The sequence below is a fragment of the Brevundimonas sp. GW822-FHT03E11 genome (assembly GCF_058801445.1).
On record NZ_JBXANG010000003.1, the window covers coordinates 22266 to 44293 of the forward strand.

Here is a 22028-nt window from a genome sequence, read left to right on the forward strand (position 1 = left end):
ATCGTGGCGTCCGAGGGCGGACTTCCCCTAAAAGACGCCTTTCGTTTCCGATTGGACCGCCTCGCCTCATGACTGAATCGCCGCCCCGGATCGGAGGCCTGGACGTCCAAGGTCTGGATGCCCAAGGTCTGAACGTCCAAGGTCTGGGCGATCCCGAGGATCCGGTCGTCCTGCTGATCGGGCCGCCCGAGCGGCTGTCGGCGGACGGGCGACGGTGGGTGCGGGCCCTGGTGGAGGCCGGGCGTCACGTGCTGCTGGCGCCGCTGGACGAGGCGGACGGGGAGGGGGCGGCGGTCGCCCTGCGCGCCCTTTTGACCGAACTGTCGTCCCGGCCCGCCTTGCTGTGTTCGGCCCAGACCCTGGCGGCGGTCCATCCGGCCCTGGTCGTGACCGGTCCGGCCCTGGTCAGCTGTCTGATCGTGGTCGGGGCGGCGCCGGATGCGGCGACGCCAGCAGACCTGCCGCGGCTCGATCTGGAAGCCGAACCGGCGGGCGAGGCGACCGAGGCGGCGCTGCTGGGCTTTCTGGAACGCCATGCGCCGCGCCAGGCCCTGCATTATCAGGCCGGGTCGGACGCCCGCACCCTGCGCGACGCCCTGGGCTGTTTCGCCACCGGGGTCACGGTGGTCACCACCCTGGATGAACAGGGCCAGCCGGTGGGGCTGACCGCCAACTCCTTCTCCTCGGTGTCGCTGGACCCGCCCCTGATCCTGTTCTGCCTGGCGCGCAGTTCGTCGAACCTGGAGCGGTTCCGGCGGGCCGAGCATTTCGCCATCAACGTCCTGCACATCGGCCAGCAACCGATGTCGGGCGTTTTCGCCCGGTCGTCGACCGAACGGTTCGACGGCGTCGCCTGGGAGAGCTGGGACACCGGCGCCCCCATACTGTCCGGCTCCCTGGCCAGCTTCGAATGCGCCACCCATCAGGTGGTGGAGGCGGGGGATCATCTGGTCTTCATCGGCCGGGTCACGCGCGCCCGGTTCGAGCCGCGCCGCGATCCCCTGCTCTATTTCCGGGGTCGTTACCGGCGGCTCCATTTCGCCTGAGCCGCGCCCGACCCGGTTCGCATCCCGGTTCACAACGGGCGGTCGGATCGCTATCTCAGGCGCCAAATCAAGAGGAAGCCCGCCATGTCCCCCGATCCCGCCCAAGATCCCGTCGTCATCGTCTCCTACGCCAGAACCCCGATGGGCGGATTCCAGGGCGTGTTGTCGGACGCCAAGTCCACCGACCTGGGCGCGGCGGCGGTGAAGGCGGCGCTGGAGCGGGCGGGCCTGGCGCCGGACAAGGTCGAACAGATCATCATGGGCTGCGTCCTGCCCGCCGGCCTGGGCCAGGCGCCGGCGCGTCAGGCGGGTCTCGGCGCGGGCCTGCCGATCTCGGCCGAGGCGACCACGATCAACAAGATGTGCGGCTCGGGCATGCAGGCGGCCATGATGGCCCATGACGCCCTGCTGGCCGGCTCGGCCGAGGTGATCGTGGCGGGCGGCATGGAGTCCATGACCAACGCCCCCTATCTGATGCACAAGCACCGCGGCGGCGCCCGCATCGGCCATGATGTCATCTCCGACAGCATGTATCTGGACGGTCTGGAAGACGCCTATGAGCCCGGCAAGCTGATGGGCCAGTTCGCCGAGGACACGGCCAAGGCCTATCAGTTCACCCGCGAACAGCAGGACGCCTATGCGGTCGAAAGCGCCGGCCGGGCCAAGCGCGCCCAGGACAGCGGCGACTTCGACGCCGAGATCACCCCGGTCGAGGTCAAGACGCGCAAGGGCGTGGTGGTCGTGGACCGCGACGAACAGCCGACCAAGTCCGATCCGTCCAAGATCCCCAATCTGAAGCCCGCCTTCGGCAAGGACGGCACGATCACCGCCGCCTCGGCCGCCTCCATCTCGGACGGCGCGGCCGCCCTGGTGATGATGCGCCAGTCCACGGCCCAGGCCCTGGGTCTGACCCCCATCGCCCGCGTCGTGGCCCAGGCCGCCCACGCCCATGAGCCCAGCCTGTTCACCACCGCCCCGGTCTTCGCCCTGCAAAAGGCGCTGAAGAAGGCCGGCTGGACGCCTGAGGACGTCGATCTGTGGGAGGTCAACGAGGCCTTCGCCATCGTGCCGATGATCGCCATGCAGGAACTGGGCGTCCCCCACGACAAGATCAACGTCAACGGCGGCGCCTGCGCCCTGGGCCACCCGCTGGGCGCCTCCGGCGCCCGCGTTCTGACCACCCTGCTGTCGGCCCTGAAGGCCCGCGGCAAGACCCGGGGCATGGCCGCCCTGTGCATCGGGGGCGGCGAGGCGACGGCGATGGGGGTGGAGCTGGTATAAGGGGCGGGCGGACCGACCGATCGTCCGCCGACGGAGAGAAGAGGCTCAGTGGGCGGCGCCGACGGGCAGGTGGCTCTTGTCATGCCGGCCCAGCTTGTCGATCAGGGTCCGCCCGGCCTCATTCATTCCGATGAGGTCGACCTGCGCCCCCTGACGGCGATAGCGGAACACGACCTTGTCCACGGCGGCCACGCCGGTCAGATCCCAGAGATGGGCGTCGGTCATGTCGATCTCGACGCGGGTCGGTCGGCCGTGATGTTCGAAGGCGGCGGCGAACACGTCGGCCGAGGCGAAAAAGAGATTGCCGGTCACCCGGTATCGCAACACGCCCTCTTGCGACGTCTCGATCTCCTCCACGCGAACGGTATTGCCGACCTTGCGCATGAAGAAGACGGCGGACAGGATCACGCCCAGGACCACCCCCTTCGACAGGTCGTGGGTGACGACCACCGTCGCTGTCGTGGCGATCATCACCACAGACGACTGAAACGGCGTGGAGCGCAGTTTCAACACTGAACCCCAGTCGAAGGCGCCGATCGAGACCATGATCATCACCGCCACCAGGGCCGCCATGGGGATTTGGGCGACCCAGTCCTGAAGCACCAGGATCAGAAACAGCAGGAACAGGCCGGCCCACAGGGTGGACAGGCGGCCGCGGGCTCCGCTGGTCACATTGATGATCGACTGGCCGATCATGGCGCAGCCCGCCATGCCGCCGAACAGGGACGAGGCGATGTTGGCCATGCCCTGTCCGCGCGTCTCTCGGTCCTTGTCCGACGGCGTGTCGGTGATGTCGTCCAACAGATTGGCGGTCAGCAGGCTTTCCAACAGGCCCACAAAGGCCAGGGTCGCAGCCACCGGACCGATGATGGTCAGCGTCTCCCAGGTCAGAGGCACGTTCGGAATATGGAACATCGGCAGGGCCGAGGGCATCTGGCCCATGTCGCCGACAGTGCGGACATCAAGCCCCGTCAGGATCACGAAGGCGCTGACGGCGACGATGGCGACCAGCGGAGACGGGACCGCCCTTGTGATCCTGGGCAAGCCGTAGATGATCGCCAGGGCCGCGCCCACCAGGGCGAAGGTCTGCCAGTCGGCGCCGATCAGTTCAGGCATCTGCGCCAGGAAGATCAGGATCGCCAGGGCGTTGACGAAGCCGGTCATCACGCTGCGCGAGACGAACCTTATGTAGCGACCCAGCTTCATCAGGCCGATGAGGATCTGAAACACGCCGGTCAGCAGCGACGCCGCGAACAGATATTCCAGCCCGTGATCGCGCACGAGCCCGACCATCAGCAGGGCCATGGCGCCGGTCGCCGCCGAGATCATGGCCGGGCGACCGCCGACGAAGGCGATGGTCACCGCGATCACGAAGCTGGCGTACAGCCCGACCGCCGGATCGACCCCGGCGATGATCGAAAAGGCGATGGCCTCGGGGATCAGAGCCAGGGCGACGACGGTCCCCGCCAGCAGATCACGGCGTGGGTTGGCGAGCCATTGCTGGCGCACGGACGCAACTATTGTCATTGAGATTTCAGTGGGGATGACCCAAGGCTTGGGTCGGTTTCCTGACGGATCGGCGGTCAGGATAGCCACCCGCCTCCTAGCTGTAGGGGCAGGTCCAAGGTGAGGCCTCCCTCATGCCTTCAAGCCGCGCGTGAAGCAAGGGCGAAGGCTGACCGTCCTTGAGCCCTACGCCGCGAACGCCTGTTTCATCGGCGTCACCGTGCCCTCGGGCCGTTTCACCGGCAGGTCGAAGCTGACCACCGTGCCGACGCCCGGTTCGCTTTCCAGCATCAGGCGGCCGCCGTGCATTTCGATCAGGGACTTGGTCAGGGCCAGGCCCAGGCCGGTGCCCTGGGTGGTCTTGGAGTGCTGGCCTTCCACCTGTTCGAACGGCCGGGCCAGGCGGGCCAGGTCTTCGGGGGCGATGCCGATGCCGGTGTCGGCGCAGGAGACCTTGACCCGCGCCTGACCGTCTTCGCCTTGTGTCGCCGCCAGGGTCAGGGTGATCCGTCCGCCGGCGGGGGTGAATTTCACGGCGTTGGAGATCAGGTTCAGCATCACCTGTTTCAGCCCGCGCTGGTCCGCCTCGATATCGGGCAGATCCTCGCCCACGACGCTCAGGGTCAGGTCCGCCTCCTGAACCTTGCCCCGCATCAGCCGAACCGCGTCCTCGCACACCCCCTTCAGCGACACCGGCTCATAGTGCAGGGTCATCTTGCCGGCCTCGATCTTGGCCATGTCCAGGATGTCGTTGATCAGGCTGAGCAGATGCTGGCCCGACTTCAGTATGTCGGCGGCGTAACCCTTGTATTTATCGCCGATGGGACCGAACAGCTCGGCGGCCATGATCTCCGAAAAGCCGTTGATGGCGTTCAGCGGCGTGCGCAGCTCATGGCTCATATTGGCCAGGAACTCGGACTTGGCCTGGTTGGCGGCCTCGGCCCGGGTCATGGCGATCTCATATTGGCGCGCCAGCTGGGACAGCATTTGCTGGCTGGATTCCAGCTGGGCGACGGTGCGGCTCAGGTCTTCGACGGCGCGGCGGCGTTCGGCCTCTTCGCGCTTGATGGCGGTGATGTCGGCGGCGGTGACGACCGAGCCGCCTTCTGAGGTGAAGCGTTCGGCCAGCTGCAGCCAGCGGCCGTCGTGCAGTTCGACCTCGCGCAGGCCCGCCCGCCCGTCGGAGGGGGCGTGTTCGGCCTTGATCGCCAGGGCGGCGATCCGGTTTAACTCGTCCTTCAGGGCCCCGCGCCGGACCACGCCGGGGGTGAAGGCGAAGGCGTCTTCGAACCCCTGGTTCCAAAGGATCAGGCGGCCGTGCCGGTCGAACAGGACGAAGGCGTCGGAAATGCTCTCCACCCCGTCGCGCAGACGGCTCTCGGCGGCCTGGGCGGCGGCCTTGGCCCGGCGGGCCTCGGTGATGTCCAGGGCCACGCCCAATATGGCGGAAAAGCCGGCCTCGCCCCGCGCGCCGCGCGCCTGGCCCCGCGCGTCGATCCAGCGGGTGCGCCCGTCCTCGGCCGCCACGGGGAAGGTGACTTCGAAAGCGCCGTAGGCCACCGCCTGATCGAGGGCGTGGCGGACTTCGTCGCGGAACCGGGGATGGATGCGGGCCATGACGTCCTCGGCCCGCACCACCCCGCCGCGTTCGAAGCCGAGCAGGGTCGCCATATAGTCGGACAGGGTGACTTCCTCGCCCGCCAGGTCCCATTCCCAGACGCCGCACCGAGCCGCCTCGACCGCGACCCGGAACCGCCGCTCGGACGAGGCCCATTCCCGGCTGGCCCTGGCGCGTCGCAGGCCCTGGATCAGATAGAGGATCAGCACGCCCAGGCCCAGCAGCACGGGGGCGATCAGCACCCAGGCTTCGTCCATCAGCCCGCCGCCCTCGGCCTTGGGATCCAGCACCGTCACATAGGGGCCGCCCGGCGCGATCGGCGCGGCCGCGACCGCCCCGCCCTCCGGTGCGGCGCGGGGCGCGGTCAGGGACGGCAGGTCCTTGGGCTCCACCCCGATCAGGGCTTCAGCCGATTGCCCCGCCTCGCCCGGCTGGGACGAGGCCAGGACGCGGCCGGAGGCCGAGACGATCCGATAGGGGGGCGCAGCCGGCAGGTCCTGGGCCACATGGGCCTCCAGCCGCCGCCCGCCCGCCTGGGGTCCGGCCAGGGTCAGGGCGCCGGGCTTGCGCGCCCCTTGCGCCGCCACCAAGGCGCCCGAGGCGTCGATGACGGAAAAGCTGACGTCGGGCGCCGCGCGCCGCGCCGCCTCGACCGCCGCCAGGGGGGCGGCGTCCTGTCCCAGGACGGGGGCGGCGGCGTCGAAGCCGGTCTGGGCGGCCTGGATCTGGACGGCGATCCGGCTGGCGGCCAGCTGGGCGTTAAGGGCCAGGTTTTCGCCGCGCAGACGATGGACCTCGCGGCCGGGCTGGCCGAGATGGCGCGTCATCATCAAGGCATAGCCGGTCGCGCCCAGGGCCAGGACCAGGACGCCGATGCGGATCCAGGCCGGGGCGCCGACGGGGGCGTGGTCGGAGGCGCGCCGTCCCCGTCCTTGCTGCCGCCGCTCCATGCCCCGCAAGTCGCTCTCCCGCCAAAATGCCGCTGATCAGGCGAATCTAGGCTGCGTCGCGGATTCCTGTCGAGACTTGGTTAATGGTTTCTGACCCGTCAGGCGGCGACGGCTGGGGATTGCGGCGACGTCTGCGCCTCCTGCGCCACGGTCACGACCGGATGAAGGGCGCTGCGGGCCTGTCGCGCCAGGTCCAGCACGGCGGGCGGGGCGTCTTCGGGCGCTTCCGCCGCCAGGGCGATCAGGCTTTCGGCCAGCCGCATCAGCTGGGGCGCCGCCGTGATCAGGCGCGCCTGAAACTCGATCCGTTGCGGATCGCGGTCGTATTCGGCGCCGGGCACGCGCCAGCCGCCCCAGTCGGCGGTGTCGGTGACGACCACGGGATAGGTGCCGGGCTGAGGGTGGTGCAGACAGTCTTCCTCGGCCTGCCACTTGTTGCGGGCGCGCAGCACGCGCCAGACGCCCAGGTCGCGGCTCGCGGCGTCCTCGGCCGCAGTCATCAGTTCGGAGGCGGCGAACTCCCGCCCCAGGCCGACGTCATAGGTGACGCGGACGGGCTCTTCGAACCCCTTGGCCCAGACCGGTTGGACCTTTTCGATCGTCGCCCAGGCGCCGACGCATTCGACCCAGACCTTCTGCCCCTTCTGGAACTGCGCGCGCGCCATGGCTGTCCTCCGGCCGTTTGAGCCGGGTAAGGATGAACGGTTCGCCTTAGCGTCGCGTGAGCGGACAGCGTTAACGCGAAATGCTCTCCAGGGCCTCGCCGGCGTACCGCTCCTTCACCCGGGTCGACAGGTCGCCCAGGGAGATCACGCCGACGATGCGGCCGTGCTTGTCCACCACGGGCGCGCGCCGAATCTGGCGCGAGGCCATCAGGTCCAGCACAGACTTCAGATCATCGGTGTCCAGCACGGTGTGCGGATCGCGCGTGATGTATTCGACGATCGGGGCGGTGGGCGCGGCCCCGGCGGCCAAGGCGCGGACCACCAGGTCGCGGTCGGTCACGGCGCCGATCAGCCGGTCTCCTTCGGCGACGGGCACGAAGCCGAAGTCGCCGCGCGCCATCCGTTCGGCCACCGCCTGGATCGTATCGCCGGGGCGCGCCAGATGGACGTCGCGGGTCATCACGTCGCGGATCTTCATGACGGGTCTTCCTTGTCTGACTGTCGCGCTGAAAACCCGTCGCGAGGGCGGCGGTTCCGGCCTTACGGCGTCCGTGCAGGGGGCAGGTCTTTCGCCGCACGGACCAGCTGCACGAACTCGGCCCGGTCGCCATAGGGGTCGTCGCCCCGCGCGCCCTGGGCCTGTTCGACGATCTGATCCCAGCCGTAGTCGGCCGCCATCCAGGGATCGTCCCTCAGTTTCTGACCAAAGGCCGCGACGGCCATGGCCCAGCGTGTCGACTCCGGCGGCTGGGCGCCGACGGGGCCGGTCGCGGTGTTGGTCAGGGGCTGCTGGATCAGCTCGGACCGGCTCTGGCCCGGCTGTTTGTAGCGGATCTGGATGAAGCCGATCTCGCCGTTCGGATCGCCGCCGCCGATCCCGATCCGATTGTCGGGATAGCGCCGCTCAGGGACCTGGGTCGCGCCGCCGACGGGGGTGATTTCATAGAGGGCGGTGACGCTGGCGCCGGAGCCGACCTCGCCCGCGTCGATCCGGTCGTTGGCGAAGTCTTCCTCGTTCAGCAGCCGGGTTTCATATCCGATCAGCCGCCATTCGGCGACGCGGGCGGGGTTGAACTCGACCTGAATCTTGACGTCGTCGGCGATGGGGAAGGCGCCCTTGTCGAAGGCGGGCCCGAACAGACGCCGGGCCTCGCGCAGACTGTCGACATAGGCCGCGACGCCGTTGCCCGCCTGGGCGATGGCCTGCATCCGCGCGTCCTGATAGTTGCCCCGCCCGAAGCCGTAGACCGACAGATAGATTCCCGTCTGGCGCTTGTCGGCGACATAGTCCTCCAGCCGCTTGTCGTCGGTGACGCCCACGTTGAAGTCGCCGTCGGTGAACATCAGGATGCGGTTGACCTTGTCGCGGGCGAAGTTCGCCTGGGCCTGATCATAGGCGTTGGTCATGCCCGTCGCCCCCGCCGTGCCGCCCGAGGCCTTCAGGCTGGCGACCGCACAGCGCATCTTCAGCTTTTCGTCGCCCTTGGTGGGCTGCAGGGTCGTGCCGGCGCCTTCCGCGTAATAGGTGACGGCCAGAGTGTCCTGCGGCCGCAGTCGGTCGATGGCCAGGTTCATCGCCTTCTTGGCCAGGTCCAGCTTGTCGGGGCTGTTCATCGAACCGGAGACGTCAACCAGGAAGGTCAGGTTCAGCGGCCGCTGCTCGCCCGCCGGCAGCTCATAGCCTTGCAGGCCGACATGCACGATCTGACGCCCCTCCGCCCAGGGCGAGGCGGCGACCGCCGTGGTGATCGCGAACGGCCGGCTCCGGCTGGTCGGCCGGGCGTAGTCATAGTCGAAGGCGTTGATCAGCTCCTCGACCCGCACCGCGTCCTTGGGCGGCGCGCGACCCTCGTCGATGAAGCGCTTCACGTTCGAATAGGACGCCGTGTCCACGTCGATGGAGAAGGTCGAGACCGGCTGATCGCTGGTCCGCTTCACCGGATTCGGCGTCGCGTCGGGATAGCGTTCGGTGTCGGCCCGCGCGGGCGTGGGCGCAGGCGTGATCGGCGAGACACGATATCCGGTGACGACCACGTTCCCCGCCATCGCGGGGGGAGGCGGCGGCGGTGGGGGAGGCGGCGGAGGAGGGGGCGCGGGCGGCGCGGGCGGTGCATTCATTTGGGTCCGGCCCTGAACACGCGACGCCGTGACGACGACGTCCTCCATGTCTGGTTCTGCTTGCAGCTCAAACCCCAGCGGTCGGCACGCCGCCGGCGTCGGTTCGCCATCCACCGGCTTGGCCAGGGCGACGCTCGGCACGGCGACCGGCGGTGCGGCGAAGGACAGGCTCAGAACGGACAGCGCCGCCATCCTGATGATGCGTGACATGGCTTCCTCCGGTTGTTCTCCTTGATGTCAGTCGCGGGTTGGTCTGAGGCGAAACTGTGGCCGCGGACGCCGCTCGCCGCACGATCCTCTTCCAGCGTGTCTTTCGCGTCCTCTCGCAATCTGCGCCGAGCCTCCCCACAATGGGAGCCTAGCTTCAGGGGTGCAGCATGGCCGAGCCGGCGTCGGGATTGGATTTGGGGGCGGCGGCGGCGCTGCTGGCGGCGGGGGTGATCGCTGTGCCCGTGTTCAAACGGGTCGGCCTGGGCTCGGTGCTGGGCTATCTGGCGGCGGGCCTGGCCATCGGTCCGTTCGGCCTGAAGCTGTTCCGCGAGCCCGAGACCATTCTCCACGTCGCCGAGTTCGGCGTGGTCATCTTCCTGTTCATCATCGGGCTGGAGATGCGGCCCAAACGTCTTTGGGGGCTGCGGAAAGAGATATTCGGCCTGGGCGCGGCCCAGGTGCTGTTCTGCGGCTTCATTCTGACTCTGACTGCCATGCTGGCGGGCTTCTCCGCCCCCGTCGCCTTCGTCGGGGCCATGGGGTTCGTCCTGTCCTCCACCGCCGTCATCATGCAGATGCTGGAAGAGCGCGGCGCGATCGCGGGCGGACCGGGCCAGCGCGCGGTCTCCATCCTGCTGCTCGAAGACCTCGCCATCGTGCCGCTTCTGGCCGTCGTCGCCGTCCTGGCCTCGATCCTGGGCGTGGCGAACGAACAGGCGCCGCCCCTGTGGCAGACCGTCGGCTTTGCGGTGGCGGCGGTCGGCGGGGTGCTGCTGGCCGGCAAATATCTGGTCAATCCGATCTTCCGTCTTCTGGCGCGCTACGGCGGGCGCGAGGTGATGACGGCTGCGGCCCTGCTGGTCGTCGTCGGCGCCGCCTGGGCCATGTCCCTGGGCGGTCTGTCGATGGCCATGGGCGCCTTCCTGGCGGGGGTCCTGCTGTCGGAATCCAGCTTCCGCCATCAGCTGGAAGCGGATGTGGAGCCGTTCCGGGCCATTCTGCTGGGCCTGTTCTTCCTCAGCGTCGGCATGTCGCTGGACCTGTCGGTGGTGGTCGCCGACTGGCGTCTGGTCGTCGGCGGCGTGGTCGCCTTCATGGCGGTGAAGGCTCTGGGCATCTATGCCGTCGCCCGCCTGTTCAAGGCTTCGCACCATGAGGCGGTGGAACGCGCGGCCCTGTTCGCCCAGGGCGGCGAGTTCGCCTTCGTCCTATATGGCGCGGCGGTGACGGCCGGTTTGTTCGACGCCCAGGTCGGGGCCATGATGTCGGCCATCGTCATCCTGTCTATGGCCCTGACGCCGCTGACCAGTCTGCTGACCCAGCGTCTCCTGCCCAAGCCGACCGTGTCGGCCGAAGATGCGGACGGCGTGGAATTCGCCAAGGATCTGCGCGGGCAGGTGCTGATCATCGGCTTCGGCCGTTTCGCCCAGGTCGTGTCCCAGCCCCTTCTGGCCCGCGACGTGGACGTCTCGATCATCGAGAACGACGTCGAGATGATCCAGGCCGCCTCCCAGTTCGGCTTCAAGGTCTATTACGGCGACGGCGCCCAGCTGCATACGCTGCGGGCGTCCGGCGCCGATGAGGCCGAGATCGTCCTGGTCTGCGTGGACAAGCCCGAGGTCGCCGATCGGATCGTCGAACTGGTCAAGTCCGAGTTTCCGACGACCAAGATCATGGCCCGCGCCTTCGACCGGGGCCATTCGATGCGGCTGATCCAAGCCGGAGTGGACTATCAGATCCGCGAGACCTTCGAATCCGCCCTGAAGTTCGGCGAACGCGCCCTGGTCGAACTGGGTATGGACGAGCATGAGGCGGCCGAGACCATCGGCGACGTGCGCCGGCGCGACGAGGCGCGGCTGGATCTTCAGTTGACCGGCGGCATCACGGCGGGCCGCCAGCTGATGCGCGGAAACATGCCGACGCCGCAGCCGGCCCCCTATATCAAGCCGCGCCGCGAGGGCCGGCTGCTGAACGAGGAGGAGGCGGGTCCGTCCGTCCCGGCGGCCGAGGACGAACCCGTCGCATCCTGAGCCCTATTGAGCGACCTGATAGCGGGCGCCGATCAGTTCGGCCCGGGCGCGAAGACCCGGGTCCTGGGACACGGCGGCGGCGATGGCGTTGAAGCGATCCACGGCCAGGCCCGAGCCCTGGACGGCGGCGGTCAGCTGGGCGCTCTGTTCCGGCGTGGCCTGGCCGTTCTGCACAGTGGCGGTGACGGCGCGGATCTTCTCCATGGCCTGGACGAACTGGGTCAGTTCGGCCTCGCTCACCCCGGCGGCGACGGAGCCGGGGACGGGCGGCGGCGCCTTCATGGCCCTGATCCGGGCGTCGATCACCGGATTGTCGGCCGCGGCGCGCGAAATGGCGTTGAAGCGCACGACCTCAAGCCCTGACTCCTGAACCGCAGCGGCCATTTCCGCCTGCTGTTCCGGCGTCGGCTGGGCGCCGTTCAGGGTGTCGCTGACGGCGCGGACGCGGGTGATTGCCGCGTCGTATTTGCGCAGTTCTTCGTCGGTGAAGGTCGAAGGATCGTTCGGATCGGCCGGGGCCGCCTGGGTCGGCGTCGTCTGGCCGGCGGGTTGATAGGGCGTGGCGGTTTGGGCCTGGGCCCCTGCGGCCGTCAGAAGGGCGGCGGCGGAGACGAGAAGGGCGAAACGGGGCGCGCGCATCATGCGTGGTCCTTTCGGTCTGGCGTCCACGAAAGCCGTCAGTGACGACGACGACGCAATCACGTCGTCGCTCGCCCGCGACTGTGGAGCCTGAAGGGGACAAGAAGGCGGGGAGCCCGCCTAACCTAGGCGTTCGCGCCACGATCGCCACCCCGTCGGGCTGGAGAGCCGATCAAGGATGCGTTAGACGGTCGTGATCTGCGCAAGGGTCATCCGTATGAAACGTCTCGCCATCGCCGCAATGGCCGTCCTCGCCGTCGCCGTCCCCGCCGTCCAGGTGGACGCCTGGGGCAATACGGGGCACCGGCTGATCGGGGTGGCGGCGATGCGGGCCCTGCCGGACGACCTGCCCGCCTTCCTTAAGACTCCCGGCGCCGTCGCCGACGTCGGCGAACTGGCGCGCGAGCCCGACCGGTGGAAGGGCGCGGGCCAGCCGCATGACCGCGAGCGCGACACCGCCCACTTCATCGACCTGGACGATCAGGGGCGGGTCTTCGACCAGCGCGGCATGAGCTTGACCGCCCTGCCGCGTCTGAAGTCAGAGTATGACGCCGCCCTGACCCAGGCGGGTCTGGACGTCGACGACGCCGGCTATCTGCCCTACGCCATGATGGACGCCTGGCAGAACCTGGGCCGCGACTTCGCCTATTGGCGCGTGCTGAACGCCGCCGAAAAGCGCGAGACGAACATGGAGCGCCAGGCCTGGTACCGCGCCGACCGCCTGCGTCGCGAGGCCCTGATCCTGCGCGACATCGGGGTGATGGGCCACTACGTCGGCGACGGCTCCCAGCCGCACCATACGAGCATCCACTACAACGGCTGGGGCGACTTTCCGAACCCGGAAGGCTTTACCAACTCGCGCCAGACCCACGCCCAGTTCGAAGGCGCCTTCGCCAGCCGCGTCGCCCGTCTGGACGCTGTCGAGGCCGCCATGCCCGCCGCCGATCTGACGGGTTTCGACGTCAAGGCGCGCACCGTCGCCTATCTGACCACCACCCTCGGCACGGTCGTCCCCTTCTATCGACTGGAGAAGGCGGGGGCTTTCCGCGACAGCGATCCGCGCGGCGCGGCCTTCGTCAACGAACGGCTGGCGGCGGGCGCGGCCGAGCTGCGCGACTTCATCGCCGCCGCCTGGACCGCCTCGGCCGACGCCTCCATCGGCTGGCCCGCCGTCAAGGTCGCCGAGGTCGAGGCCGGCGCCGCCGATCCCTGGCTGGCCCTGGTCGGCGAGGACTGACGCCCGTTATCGGCTCATCCCGGCGAAAGCCGGGACCCAGACCTTTGGGCGCTTCGATCTTGAAAGCGGCGCTCGACCTTTCGTCCGACGCATTAAGGCGCCGTTGGCGATGCGAAAGCACTGGGTCCCGGCTTTCGCCGGGATGAGCGGAAAGAGTATGTGCATCGAATGCCCGATCTGACTCCCCCCGCCGTCATCCTCGACAAGCCTCAGATGGCCGAGAACATCGGCGCCGTGGCGCGGGTGATGGCGAACTTCGGCCTGTCGGACCTGCGCCTGGTCAGCCCTCGCGACGGCTGGCCCCAGGAGCGGGCCTGGGCCACCGCCTCGGGCGCCGACTGGGTGTTGGACGGGGTGCGGGTTTTCGACACGGTCGCCGAGGCCATCGCCGACCTGAACACCGTCTTCGCCACCACCGCCCGCCCCCGCGAGACGCGCCAGCCGGTCCGCACCCCGCGCGAGGCCAGTCGCGTCCTCTATGACGACACCGCCTCGGGCCTGAAGACCGGTCTGCTGTTCGGCGGCGAGCGCGCCGGCCTGGAGACGACCGACATCGCCCTGTGCGCCGGCATCGTCACCATTCCGATCGACCCCAAGCACCATTCGCTGAACCTGGCCCAGGCGGTGGCGATCAACGCCTATGAATGGCGCACCCTGATCCTGGACGCCCCGCCGCCCCGTTTCCGCGAGGCTGAGCCGCCGGCCTCGAACGACCTGTTGATCGGCATGTACGAACATCTGGAGGAGGAGCTGGAGAACGGCGGCTTCTTCTATCCGCCCGAGAAGAAGCGCTCGATGAGCCAGAACCTGCGCGTCATGCTGGGCCGCGCCGCCTTCTCCGAACAGGAGGTCGCCACCATGCGCGGCGCCATCCACGCCCTGGCCCGGGGCCGGGGCCGGGTCCTGGCCAAGATGGCGGCCGAGCGGGCGGCGAAGGCTGAAACGGGCGAGTAGAGGCTCCCATCCCCTCGTCATCCTCGGGCTTGACCCGAGGATCGGGCGAAAAGGGCGTCGGGTCTATCCTGACGGTTTTCAGACGGACAATCCGATCCTCGGGTCAAGCCCGAGGATGACGGCGGAGGAAAAGACCCCTCTCTGGTCTGGATGGCGGTGGTCGAGAAGACGACGCCCGACCGCTGGGACCTGATCGGCGCGGCGGTCTGCCTGATCGGGGCGGGGATCATCCTGTTTGGACCGAGGGCGTGAGTTCAGGGGCGTGGGGTTTGGGTTGTGGGGGGTGGTGAAGGTTGGGCGTGCTGGGTATCCGGTCGCCCCACACCCCACGCCCCACGCCCCCACATCCCAAAGGTCTAACCCGCCCCCAACAGGTCCGACCAGCGCCAGCTGCCCTTGCCCAGGGCGATCCGCGCCCCGTCGGCGCCGTCCTCCAGCGTCAGCACGGCCAGGCCCGTCATCCGCTGGTTTCGGCACTCGGCCGGCGCGAAGGCGACCTCCAGCGCAATGGCCTGGCGCACCCCGGCCAGACCCTTGCCGGCCTGGTTGCGGCTTTGCAGCCAGTCGCCGTTCCAGACCAGCATGGCCCGGCCGGCGGCGTTCATCTCCCGGCTGGCGGCGATGACGGCGCGGCGCACGGCGGCGTCGTCGCGCACGGCGTCCTGGACCCAGCGCACCATGTCGCAGGACCCGCCGCCGGAGCCTGGGCCTGATCCCGTCCCGCCGTTTCCGCCCCCGCCGCCGACTCCATCGCCGCCCCCGCCGCCCGGACCGGCGCCGACCGTCGCGGCGCCCGCCAGCTGGGCCGCGCCCAACAGGGGCAGGGGCGGTCCCGGCGGGGCGGGGGCGGCGGGCAGGGGTTCGATATCGGGCGGAAGCCGGTCGACGATCTTGCGCGGCCGCGCCGCCGCGATGGCGGGCGGGGCGCGTCGGGGGGCGGGCTTGGCCGGGGCGGGCGTCTCGGCCGCCGCAGCCGGGGCGTCAGGCGTCGGCGAAGGATCGGGCGCGGGGATGCGCGCGGGCGGCGGCGGCTGTGGCGGCGGAGCGACCAGTTCGACCAGGATCGCCGGCTCCGGCGTCGGCCGGGCCGGCGGCTCGGGCCGCACGGCCGTCATCATCAGCACCAGGGCCGCATGGCCGAAGACCACCGGCGCGACCGCCAGGGCCCGTCGCCGGATCGCTGCCGGGCTCAATCGCCGATCCGTGATGCGATGTGAGACGTCGTTCGCATGGTCATTCGCGACGAACCCCTGTAAAAAATCACGACTGTCTGTTGAAAACATTCAGTCGCGTCAGGAAGGTGGCGAAGGCGCGAATACAACTGGTCGCTGTCTAAGATCAGCAATAGTCCAGATTGTCCGCCATACGGCGAAGCCTGCTGGCGGCGCAACGTAACGGCGCGCCTTCTGGTTCCACTTGTTCATCGAAAATGGCGGGTTTCGTCGAAGACCGAACGGCTAAGCTGACATTTTGCCGCCTAAAGCGCGTCATTACTCCGCCTTGTCGCCTACCGCAGTTTCATCGGGCGCATGAACTGGGCGTGGCGCCCCCAGCAAGAAGGAGACATGAACTTGAGCAGATCGAAACTCAGGACGGCGGTCCTCGGCGGCGCCCTCATCGCAATGGGCTTTGCGGCCAGCGGCTGCGCCAGCCATCGTTTCGTGCGTGATCAGGTCGAGGTGGTGGACAACCGGGTGACCCAGGTCGAGGGCACGGCGGGCCAGGCCCTGCAACGGGCCAATGACGCCCACAAGCTGGCGGAAGGCAAGTTCCTCTATCAGGTCGTCCTGTCCGACGATTCCGTGAAGTTCCCGACCGACGCCGCCGCCCTGTCGCCCGAGGCGGAACAGCGGCTGGCCCAGTTCGCCCAGCGTCTGCAAAGCGAGAACCGCAACGTCTATCTGGAGATCCAGGGCTATACCGACTCCACCGGCACGCCCGAGCATAACGACCAGCTGGGCGAGCAGCGGGCCGAGGCCGTGCGTCGCTTCCTGAACCGCCAGGGCGTGGCCCTGAACCGGATGTCGACCATCTCCTACGGCCAGGAAGAACCGGTCGCCTCGAACGACACCCCCGAGGGCCGGGCGCAGAACCGGCGCGTGACCATCGTCGTTCTGGCCTGATCGGGCTTGATCCAGAGATCGACGGCCGCAGCGATGCGGCCGTCGTTTTCAGGTCTGCAGGTCGCGGAAGAAGGCCGGCACGGCCTCGGTCGCAGGACCATAGACCCCCTCGTCGAACAGGCGCGCCCCTTGCGTCGGCTCCAGATTGATCTCGACGGTCCGCGCCCCGGCGTATCGGGCCAACTGCACGAACCCCGCCGCCGGATAGACGGCGCCCGAGGTGCCGATCGAAACGAACAGGTCGCAGGCCGCCAGCGCCGCCTCGATCCGCTCCATGGCCAGAGGCATCTCCCCGAACCAGACGATATGGGGCCGCATCCGCCCTTGCGGATGGTGCGGAGAGGCTTCGTCCGCCGCCATGTCCCCGAACCAGTCCATCACCACGCCCGAACGGGTGCAGCGCGCCTTCAGCAGTTCGCCGTGCATATGGATCAGCTCGAACCCCGCCCCCGGCGGGATCTCGGCATGGGCCCGGTCGTGCAGATCGTCGACGTTCTGCGTGACCAGCAGGAAATCCCCCTCCCACCGCGCGGCCAGCTCCGCTAGGGCGACATGGGCCGCATTGGGCCGGACCTCCGCCAACTGCCGCCGTCGCTGATTGTAGAAGTCCTGCACCAGGGCGGGGTTCGCCGCATATCCCTCCGGCGTCGCCACCTCTTCCACCCTGTGCCCGCACCACAGGCCGTCTGACGCCCGAAACGTCGGCACGCCGCTCTCGGCCGATATGCCGGCGCCGGTCAGGACGACGATGCCGTGAATGGGCTCGGCGTGGCCAGTCATTCCGGTGGCGAACCAACATCATACAATCGTCCGCGGCCCCATGATGGCGGCAGATCGAGGTCGTGCTGATCAAGGTAAGTCAGTAGGCCCGATTGATATTCGTCACTCTCGCAAAGCTCTGAGTGAACCGTTCCCATCGCAAGCATCAGCGCTTGGACACCGTCAATGCCGCAGGATCGAGACTTGCGCTCCCTCTCCGGCCAAACGATCTGCCACTGGCACTGATACTCGCCTCCGGGCGCGAGGATCGGAGTATGAAATCGCGCTATCACGTCCTGATGGCCCACTGCGAAATGTCGCTCCACAAACGCTTCGTCGTTCATTTCCAACACTCTTTCAGGTGGGCGCGCGATCACGCCGTCCTCGATTTATAATAGGGGATCGAGCACATGTCGCCGATCCGATGACCTCATCCAGCCCGTCGTGCGCACCTAAATTCTGGTACGTCGCCCTTTGTCGATACGCTCGCGAGATTGCGGTAAGCCATGGCAATCTGACTTATGGGATGTTGGCGGTCAGCCCGCGTCCGATCCTGACGTCGCTGCGCGATAGACATCGAATGTCGCGCATTCTTGCGAGCGGGTCTCAAAAATCTGCACGAAAGTGCACTCAAAAAAATCTGAGTGGCGTTTTCGGCGCGGGGCTAGCGCCGGCGGCGCCCCTCGTGACACACAGGCGTAAACCAAGGAGTCCCCGCCATGAAAACCCGCGCCGCCGTCGCCTTCGAAGCCAAGAAGCCGCTCGAGATCGTCGAGGTCGATCTGGAGGGGCCGCGCGCCGGCGAGGTGCTGATCGAGATCAAGGCGACGGGGATCTGCCACACCGACGCCTATACGCTGGACGGTCTGGACAGCGAGGGCATCTTCCCCTCGATCCTGGGGCATGAGGGCGCGGGCGTGGTGGTCGAGGTGGGGCCGGGCGTGACCTCGGTCGCCGTCGGCGACCACGTGATCCCGCTCTACACGCCCGAGTGCCGTCAGTGTAAGTCGTGCCTGTCGCGCAAGACCAACCTCTGCACCTCGATCCGCGCCACCCAGGGCAAGGGTCTGATGCCCGACGGCACCAGCCGCTTCAGCTACAAGGGCCAGGCCATCGCCCACTATATGGGCTGTTCGACCTTCTCCAACTACACCGTCCTGCCCGAGATCGCGGTGGCGAAGATCAGGAAGGACGCCCCCTTCGACAAGGCCTGCTACGTCGGCTGCGGCGTGACCACCGGAGTCGGCGCCGTGGTCAATACGGCCAAGGTCGAGCCGGGCGCCAACGCCGTGGTCTTCGGCCTGGGCGGCATCGGCCTGAACGTCATTCAGGGGCTGAAGATGGTCGGCGCCGACATGATCGTGGGCGTGGACATCAACCCCGACAAGGAAGAGTGGGGCCGTCGCTTCGGCATGACCCATTTCGTCAATCCGAAAGAGGTCTCCGACGTGGTCGCCCATCTGGTCGAACTGACCGGCGGCGGCGCCGACTACACCTTCGACTGCACCGGCAACACCGTGGTCATGCGCCAGGCGCTGGAAGCCTGCCACCGCGGCTGGGGCGAGAGCATCATCATCGGCGTGGCCGAGGCGGGCAAGGAGATCGCCACCCGCCCGTTCCAGCTGGTCACCGGCCGGGTCTGGCGCGGCTCCGCCTTCGGCGGGGCGCGCGGCCGCACCGACACGCCCAAGATCGTCGACTGGTACATGGACGGCAAGATCGAGATCGACCCGATGATCACCCACACCCTGCCGCTGGAACGGATCAACGAGGCCTTCGACCTGATGCACGCCGGAGAGAGCATCCGGTCGGTGGTGGTGTTCTGATGTGGGAGGGCGCGGACTATCGGATCGTAGATCCCAGGCCGATCGCTGCATCCGCGCCTTATACGTTTTTCCTGCCCAATCCTTTGGATGTTGCTGCGCTTAAGGACGGTGACTTCATTAAGGCGACGGTCAAGTCGGTTCCCGAAAGCGCCCAATGGGACGCGGAGCGTCTTTGGTTCGTGATCACGAGCGTATCGGATGAAGCCTTCGAAGCGCGGTTGGAGTCCGATCCGCGCGATATGCCGAATCTTGAAAAAGGCAGGGTCATCCAAATTCCGCGACCAGCGGTCGTTGACCTCATTTTCTCAGATGACAGGGCGCAAACGGTCGGGCCACGCGAATATTGGGAGAGATGTCTGGTCGACGGGGCGGTCTTGAATGGGGCGCGCCGTATCGAGTTCATCTATCGAGAGGATGCGGACAACACTTCAGACAGCGCCTTTCACGACAGCGGCTGGCGTATTCGAGCCACCACCTCCGGCCTTTCGGCGCTCGAAGCAGAGCAGGCGACTGTAGAATGTGTGGCCTTGGGTGCTGTCTTGAACAAGGATGATAGTTGGCTGCACCTGATAGACGCCCCTGCTGGATCGGCGTTTCTCCGAGATTTCGAAAACAACATCTGGGTTGAGGAAAAGGAATAGCCCATGTTCACCCACGTCACTGTCGGCGCCAACGATGTCGAGGCGTCGCGCCGCTTCTATGACGCCGCGCTCGGCGCGCTGGGCGTCGACGCCGCTCAGGGGCCTGATCCGAAGGGCCGCTACTGGTGGCGCACGGCCCATGGGGCCTTCGCCGTGGGCAAGCCGATCGACGGCGAACCGGCCTGTCACGCCAACGGCGGCACCATCGGCTTTGCGGCCAAGGACACGGCGGCGGTCGACGCCTTCCACGCTGCGGGCGCAGCGGCCGGCGGAACCGCGATCGAAGACCCGCCCGGCCTGCGCCAGGGGACGTTCGGCAAGCTGTATCTGGCCTATCTGCGCGATCCGTCGGGCAACAAGATCTGCGCCATGCACCGGGTCGGCTGAGCTATGGCGGATCTTGCGTTCGAACTGGACGACGGGCTGATTGGTCGGCTGCGCTTGATCGCAAGATCGCGGGACCAGACGTTGGAAGACTACCTGCGCGATCTCATTATCGCCGAAGGCCGCTTGGGCGATGAAGAGATCGCGAGCAAGGCCAAGGCCGAATGACCCTCCAAACCACCAAGACCCACGCCGTCCACGGCGGAACCCTGCGCTATCTGAAACACGACAGCGCGGCCACGGGCACGCCCATGACCCTGTCGGTCTTCGTTCCGGGCGGGGAGGGGCCGTTCCCCGTGCTGATCTGGCTGTCGGGCCTGACCTGCACCGAGGATAATTTCACCACCAAGGCCGGCGCCTACCGCGCCGCCGCCGAGCACGGCCTCATCATCGTCGCGCCCGACACCAGCCCGCGCGGAGACGGCGTCGCCGACGATCCGGCCTATGACCTGGGCCAGGGGGCGGGCTTCTACGTCGATGCGACGCAAGAGCCCTGGGCCCCGCACTTCCGCATGGAGTCCTATGTCACGGACGAACTGATCGCCCTGATCGACGCGGAGTTCCCGACCACCGGCGTCCGGTCGATCAGCGGCCATTCCATGGGCGGGCACGGCGCCCTGACCCTGGCGCTGCGTCACCCCGACCTGTTCCGCTCGGTCTCGGCCTTCGCCCCCATCTGTTCGCCGACGCGCTGCCCCTGGGGCGAAAAGGCCTTCTCCGCCTATCTGGGCGAGGACCGGGCCGAATGGGACCGTCACGACGCCGCCAGGCTGATCGAGGCCGGCGCCGCGCGTGGTGTCTATGACGATATACTGGTGGACCAGGGCGACGCCGACAGCTTCCTGACCGACCAGCTGAAGCCCGAACTGCTGCGCGCGGCCGCCGAGGCCGCAGGCCAGGGCCTGACCCTGCGGATGCAGCCGGGCTATGACCACTCCTACTTCTTCATGACCAGCTTCATCGCCGACCACATCGCCTTCCACGCCGCGCGGTTGAGGGGTTAAGGCGCGCTGTCCCCGCTCGGCGCCCGGTGCTAGAGGGACAGTATGAACGCCCCCGATCCCTATGAGCCGATGTTTTCCGCCCTGTGCCGCGAGGTGGGCTTTTGCCTGCATGAGAAGGGGCAAAAGCGCGTGATCGCCGCCCTGCCGGGCGGGCTGGACGCCGCCGTGCGGGCGGTCCTCGCTGCGGAAGGGGTGGACGAGCCCAATGCGCCGGGCGATCTGAAGCGGGCGGTGCGCGACTGTCTGAAGTCCAACTTGCCAGCTTGACCGTTCCCGGCCGATAAGTCGGAACGAATCCAGGCGTCGTCGCTTGGGTTTCACGAACGGGCGCCTAGATGAGGCGTATCGGAAATCTGTCGCGAGAGGAAACTCCCCATGGCCTTCACCCTGCCCCCGCTGCCCTATGCCTATGACGCGCTGGAGCCGGCCATCGACAAGGAGACGATGACCTTCCACCATGACAAGCACCACCAGACCTATGTCGACAATCTGAACAAGGCGATCGACGCCGACGCCTCGCTTCAGAACAAGACGCTGGAAGAGATATTCACCAGCATCTCGACCGCGCCGAAGGCCGTGCGCAACAACGGCGGCGGTCACTGGAACCACAGCCTGTTCTGGGAACTGCTGGCCCCGGCCGGTCAGGCGGGCGAACCCTCGGCCGAGCTGGCCGCCGCCATCGACCGCGACCTGGGCGGCATGGACAAGTTCAAGGAAGACTTCAACGCCGCCGGCGCCGCCCAGTTCGGCTCGGGCTGGGCCTGGCTGATCGTGCAGAACGGCAAGCTGAAGATCACCTCCACCCCGAACCAGGACAATCCGCTGATGGATGTGGTCGAGGAGCGGGGCGAGGTCGTCCTGGGCGCCGACGTCTGGGAACACGCCTATTATCTGAAGTACCAGAATCGCCGCGCCGACTATCTGAAGTCGTTCTGGACGGTGGTGAACTGGAACAAGGTCAACGAACTGTACGCCGCCGCCGTCGCCCAGTAACGCCGGGCTTCAAGCCAGACGGACGCCCGCCGGAGAACCTTCGG

23 protein-coding genes and 1 other annotated feature are annotated in these 22028 nt (G+C 67.9%); of the genes, 14 read left to right on the plus strand and 9 right to left on the minus strand.

The window, feature by feature from the left end; translation table 11 throughout:
- The first annotated feature begins 68 nt into the window (after positions 1–68).
- Together AC1RKE_RS05440 and AC1RKE_RS05445 are read left to right on the plus strand one after the other, a co-directional pair.
- The gene (locus AC1RKE_RS05440) at positions 69–1046 is read left to right on the plus strand and encodes a flavin reductase family protein (protein ID WP_348683265.1); all 978 of its coding nucleotides are present in this window, start codon (positions 69–71) and stop codon (positions 1044–1046) included.
- Positions 1047–1130: 84 nt separating this feature from the next.
- The gene (locus AC1RKE_RS05445; protein ID WP_152948890.1) at positions 1131–2327 is read left to right on the plus strand and encodes an acetyl-CoA C-acyltransferase; all 1197 of its coding nucleotides are present in this window, start codon (positions 1131–1133) and stop codon (positions 2325–2327) included.
- 45 nt (positions 2328–2372) lie between these two features.
- Here AC1RKE_RS05445 and AC1RKE_RS05450 read toward each other — a convergent pair whose 3' ends face one another.
- The 5 genes from AC1RKE_RS05450 to AC1RKE_RS05470 all read right to left on the minus strand — a co-directional run bounded on the left by AC1RKE_RS05450 (position 2373) and on the right by AC1RKE_RS05470 (position 9394).
- A complete protein-coding gene (locus AC1RKE_RS05450; RefSeq protein WP_483458089.1) occupies positions 2373–3836 on the minus strand; it encodes a SulP family inorganic anion transporter in 1464 nt (487 codons plus the stop codon).
- Between the two features lie 53 nt (positions 3837–3889).
- Positions 3890–3953: a sequence feature (sul1 is cis-regulatory element that is thought to sense ions involved in sulfur or methionine metabolism; They are found in Alphaproteobacteria), on the minus strand.
- 66 nt (positions 3954–4019) lie between these two features.
- Positions 4020–6401, minus strand: a complete 2382-nt coding sequence (locus tag AC1RKE_RS05455; RefSeq protein ID WP_395942213.1) for a PAS domain-containing sensor histidine kinase — start codon at positions 6399–6401, stop codon at positions 4020–4022.
- 98 nt (positions 6402–6499) lie between these two features.
- Entirely contained in the window at positions 6500–7066 is a 567-nt protein-coding gene (locus AC1RKE_RS05460; RefSeq protein WP_348683263.1) for a hypothetical protein, read from the minus strand.
- A gap of 70 nt (positions 7067–7136) precedes the next feature.
- Complete coding sequence (locus tag AC1RKE_RS05465) at positions 7137–7544, minus strand: CBS domain-containing protein (protein WP_152948888.1); 408 nt, start codon at positions 7542–7544, stop codon at positions 7137–7139.
- 62 nt (positions 7545–7606) lie between these two features.
- A complete protein-coding gene (locus tag AC1RKE_RS05470) occupies positions 7607–9394 on the minus strand; it encodes a vWA domain-containing protein (RefSeq protein WP_348683261.1) in 1788 nt (595 codons plus the stop codon).
- 167 nt (positions 9395–9561) lie between these two features.
- Between AC1RKE_RS05470 and AC1RKE_RS05475 the strand changes: the two genes are divergently transcribed.
- A complete protein-coding gene (locus tag AC1RKE_RS05475) occupies positions 9562–11424 on the plus strand; it encodes a monovalent cation:proton antiporter-2 (CPA2) family protein (RefSeq protein ID WP_395942210.1) in 1863 nt (620 codons plus the stop codon).
- 3 nt (positions 11425–11427) lie between these two features.
- Here the strand turns inward: AC1RKE_RS05475 and AC1RKE_RS05480 are convergent, their stop codons facing one another.
- Positions 11428–12066 carry a DUF4168 domain-containing protein gene (locus AC1RKE_RS05480; protein ID WP_348685333.1) on the minus strand — a complete coding sequence of 213 codons (639 nt, stop codon included), beginning with the start codon at positions 12064–12066 and terminating at the stop codon, positions 11428–11430.
- 214 nt (positions 12067–12280) lie between these two features.
- On the opposite strand from AC1RKE_RS05480, the gene AC1RKE_RS05485 reads away from it, so the two are divergent.
- The 3 genes from AC1RKE_RS05485 to AC1RKE_RS05495 all read left to right on the plus strand — a co-directional run bounded on the left by AC1RKE_RS05485 (position 12281) and on the right by AC1RKE_RS05495 (position 14506).
- Positions 12281–13300 carry a phospholipase C/P1 nuclease family protein gene (locus AC1RKE_RS05485; protein ID WP_348685334.1) on the plus strand — a complete coding sequence of 340 codons (1020 nt, stop codon included), beginning with the start codon at positions 12281–12283 and terminating at the stop codon, positions 13298–13300.
- Between the two features lie 168 nt (positions 13301–13468).
- Positions 13469–14254, plus strand: a complete 786-nt coding sequence (locus AC1RKE_RS05490) for an RNA methyltransferase (protein ID WP_395942209.1) — start codon at positions 13469–13471, stop codon at positions 14252–14254.
- 150 nt (positions 14255–14404) lie between these two features.
- A complete protein-coding gene (locus AC1RKE_RS05495) occupies positions 14405–14506 on the plus strand; it encodes a YnfA family protein (RefSeq protein WP_395942208.1) in 102 nt (33 codons plus the stop codon).
- Positions 14507–14610: 104 nt separating this feature from the next.
- On the opposite strand, the gene AC1RKE_RS05500 is transcribed toward AC1RKE_RS05495, so the two are convergent.
- Positions 14611–15447: a hypothetical protein gene (locus AC1RKE_RS05500; RefSeq protein ID WP_348685134.1), complete on the minus strand. Its 837-nt coding sequence runs from the start codon at positions 15445–15447 to the stop codon at positions 14611–14613.
- Between the two features lie 372 nt (positions 15448–15819).
- Between AC1RKE_RS05500 and AC1RKE_RS05505 the strand changes: the two genes are divergently transcribed.
- Positions 15820–16377 carry an OmpA family protein gene (locus tag AC1RKE_RS05505; RefSeq protein ID WP_194166985.1) on the plus strand — a complete coding sequence of 186 codons (558 nt, stop codon included), beginning with the start codon at positions 15820–15822 and terminating at the stop codon, positions 16375–16377.
- Positions 16378–16425: 48 nt separating this feature from the next.
- On the opposite strand, the gene AC1RKE_RS05510 is transcribed toward AC1RKE_RS05505, so the two are convergent.
- Positions 16426–17157, minus strand: a complete 732-nt coding sequence (locus AC1RKE_RS05510; protein WP_395942207.1) for an NAD-dependent deacylase — start codon at positions 17155–17157, stop codon at positions 16426–16428.
- A complete protein-coding gene (locus tag AC1RKE_RS05515) occupies positions 17154–17480 on the minus strand; it encodes a DUF6968 family protein (protein ID WP_348684649.1) in 327 nt (108 codons plus the stop codon). The genes AC1RKE_RS05510 and AC1RKE_RS05515 overlap by 4 nt, the downstream gene beginning before the upstream one ends.
- Before the next feature lie 375 nt (positions 17481–17855).
- Between AC1RKE_RS05515 and AC1RKE_RS05520 the strand changes: the two genes are divergently transcribed.
- The 7 genes from AC1RKE_RS05520 to AC1RKE_RS05550 all read left to right on the plus strand — a co-directional run bounded on the left by AC1RKE_RS05520 (position 17856) and on the right by AC1RKE_RS05550 (position 21984).
- Entirely contained in the window at positions 17856–18962 is a 1107-nt protein-coding gene (locus AC1RKE_RS05520; RefSeq protein WP_183215150.1) for an S-(hydroxymethyl)glutathione dehydrogenase/class III alcohol dehydrogenase, read from the plus strand.
- Entirely contained in the window at positions 18962–19603 is a 642-nt protein-coding gene (locus AC1RKE_RS05525) for an immunity protein Imm33 domain-containing protein (RefSeq protein ID WP_348684648.1), read from the plus strand. The genes AC1RKE_RS05520 and AC1RKE_RS05525 overlap by 1 nt, the downstream gene beginning before the upstream one ends.
- A 3-nt stretch (positions 19604–19606) precedes the next feature.
- Positions 19607–19990 carry a VOC family protein gene (locus tag AC1RKE_RS05530; RefSeq protein WP_348684646.1) on the plus strand — a complete coding sequence of 128 codons (384 nt, stop codon included), beginning with the start codon at positions 19607–19609 and terminating at the stop codon, positions 19988–19990.
- A 3-nt stretch (positions 19991–19993) separates the two neighbouring features.
- Positions 19994–20155 carry a hypothetical protein gene (locus AC1RKE_RS05535; protein ID WP_191554536.1) on the plus strand — a complete coding sequence of 54 codons (162 nt, stop codon included), beginning with the start codon at positions 19994–19996 and terminating at the stop codon, positions 20153–20155.
- Positions 20152–20991, plus strand: a complete 840-nt coding sequence (gene fghA, locus AC1RKE_RS05540; protein ID WP_348684644.1) for an S-formylglutathione hydrolase — start codon at positions 20152–20154, stop codon at positions 20989–20991. Before AC1RKE_RS05535 ends, fghA begins: the two co-directional genes overlap by 4 nt.
- A gap of 42 nt (positions 20992–21033) precedes the next feature.
- On the plus strand, positions 21034–21258 hold the full coding sequence (locus AC1RKE_RS05545) for a hypothetical protein (RefSeq protein ID WP_152948871.1): 225 nt from the start codon (positions 21034–21036) through the stop codon (positions 21256–21258).
- A 108-nt stretch (positions 21259–21366) separates the two neighbouring features.
- Positions 21367–21984, plus strand: coding sequence for a superoxide dismutase (locus tag AC1RKE_RS05550; RefSeq protein WP_395942254.1), 618 nt, complete (start codon positions 21367–21369; stop codon positions 21982–21984).
- Positions 21985–22028: the final 44 nt, after the last annotated feature.

Excerpts from the sequence above, each read along its gene's own strand:
- AC1RKE_RS05440 (WP_348683265.1), top strand. The coding sequence starts at position 69 with ATGACTGAATCGCCGCCCCGGATCGGAGGCCTGGACGTCCAAGGTCTG.
- AC1RKE_RS05445 (WP_152948890.1), top strand. The coding sequence starts at position 1,131 with ATGTCCCCCGATCCCGCCCAAGATCCCGTCGTCATCGTCTCCTACGCC.
- AC1RKE_RS05455 (WP_395942213.1), bottom strand. The coding sequence starts at position 6,401 with ATGGAGCGGCGGCAGCAAGGACGGGGACGGCGCGCCTCCGACCACGCC.
- AC1RKE_RS05460 (WP_348683263.1), bottom strand. The coding sequence starts at position 7,066 with ATGGCGCGCGCGCAGTTCCAGAAGGGGCAGAAGGTCTGGGTCGAATGC.
- AC1RKE_RS05465 (WP_152948888.1), bottom strand. The coding sequence starts at position 7,544 with ATGAAGATCCGCGACGTGATGACCCGCGACGTCCATCTGGCGCGCCCC.
- AC1RKE_RS05470 (WP_348683261.1), bottom strand. The coding sequence starts at position 9,394 with ATGTCACGCATCATCAGGATGGCGGCGCTGTCCGTTCTGAGCCTGTCC.
- AC1RKE_RS05475 (WP_395942210.1), top strand. The coding sequence starts at position 9,562 with ATGGCCGAGCCGGCGTCGGGATTGGATTTGGGGGCGGCGGCGGCGCTG.
- AC1RKE_RS05480 (WP_348685333.1), bottom strand. The coding sequence starts at position 12,066 with ATGATGCGCGCGCCCCGTTTCGCCCTTCTCGTCTCCGCCGCCGCCCTT.
- AC1RKE_RS05485 (WP_348685334.1), top strand. The coding sequence starts at position 12,281 with ATGAAACGTCTCGCCATCGCCGCAATGGCCGTCCTCGCCGTCGCCGTC.
- AC1RKE_RS05490 (WP_395942209.1), top strand. The coding sequence starts at position 13,469 with ATGCCCGATCTGACTCCCCCCGCCGTCATCCTCGACAAGCCTCAGATG.
- AC1RKE_RS05495 (WP_395942208.1), top strand. The coding sequence starts at position 14,405 with ATGGCGGTGGTCGAGAAGACGACGCCCGACCGCTGGGACCTGATCGGC.
- AC1RKE_RS05505 (WP_194166985.1), top strand. The coding sequence starts at position 15,820 with ATGAACTTGAGCAGATCGAAACTCAGGACGGCGGTCCTCGGCGGCGCC.
- AC1RKE_RS05510 (WP_395942207.1), bottom strand. The coding sequence starts at position 17,157 with ATGACTGGCCACGCCGAGCCCATTCACGGCATCGTCGTCCTGACCGGC.
- AC1RKE_RS05515 (WP_348684649.1), bottom strand. The coding sequence starts at position 17,480 with ATGAACGACGAAGCGTTTGTGGAGCGACATTTCGCAGTGGGCCATCAG.
- AC1RKE_RS05520 (WP_183215150.1), top strand. The coding sequence starts at position 17,856 with ATGAAAACCCGCGCCGCCGTCGCCTTCGAAGCCAAGAAGCCGCTCGAG.
- AC1RKE_RS05525 (WP_348684648.1), top strand. The coding sequence starts at position 18,962 with ATGTGGGAGGGCGCGGACTATCGGATCGTAGATCCCAGGCCGATCGCT.
- AC1RKE_RS05530 (WP_348684646.1), top strand. The coding sequence starts at position 19,607 with ATGTTCACCCACGTCACTGTCGGCGCCAACGATGTCGAGGCGTCGCGC.
- AC1RKE_RS05535 (WP_191554536.1), top strand. The coding sequence starts at position 19,994 with ATGGCGGATCTTGCGTTCGAACTGGACGACGGGCTGATTGGTCGGCTG.
- fghA (WP_348684644.1), top strand. The coding sequence starts at position 20,152 with ATGACCCTCCAAACCACCAAGACCCACGCCGTCCACGGCGGAACCCTG.
- AC1RKE_RS05545 (WP_152948871.1), top strand. The coding sequence starts at position 21,034 with ATGAACGCCCCCGATCCCTATGAGCCGATGTTTTCCGCCCTGTGCCGC.
- AC1RKE_RS05550 (WP_395942254.1), top strand. The coding sequence starts at position 21,367 with ATGGCCTTCACCCTGCCCCCGCTGCCCTATGCCTATGACGCGCTGGAG.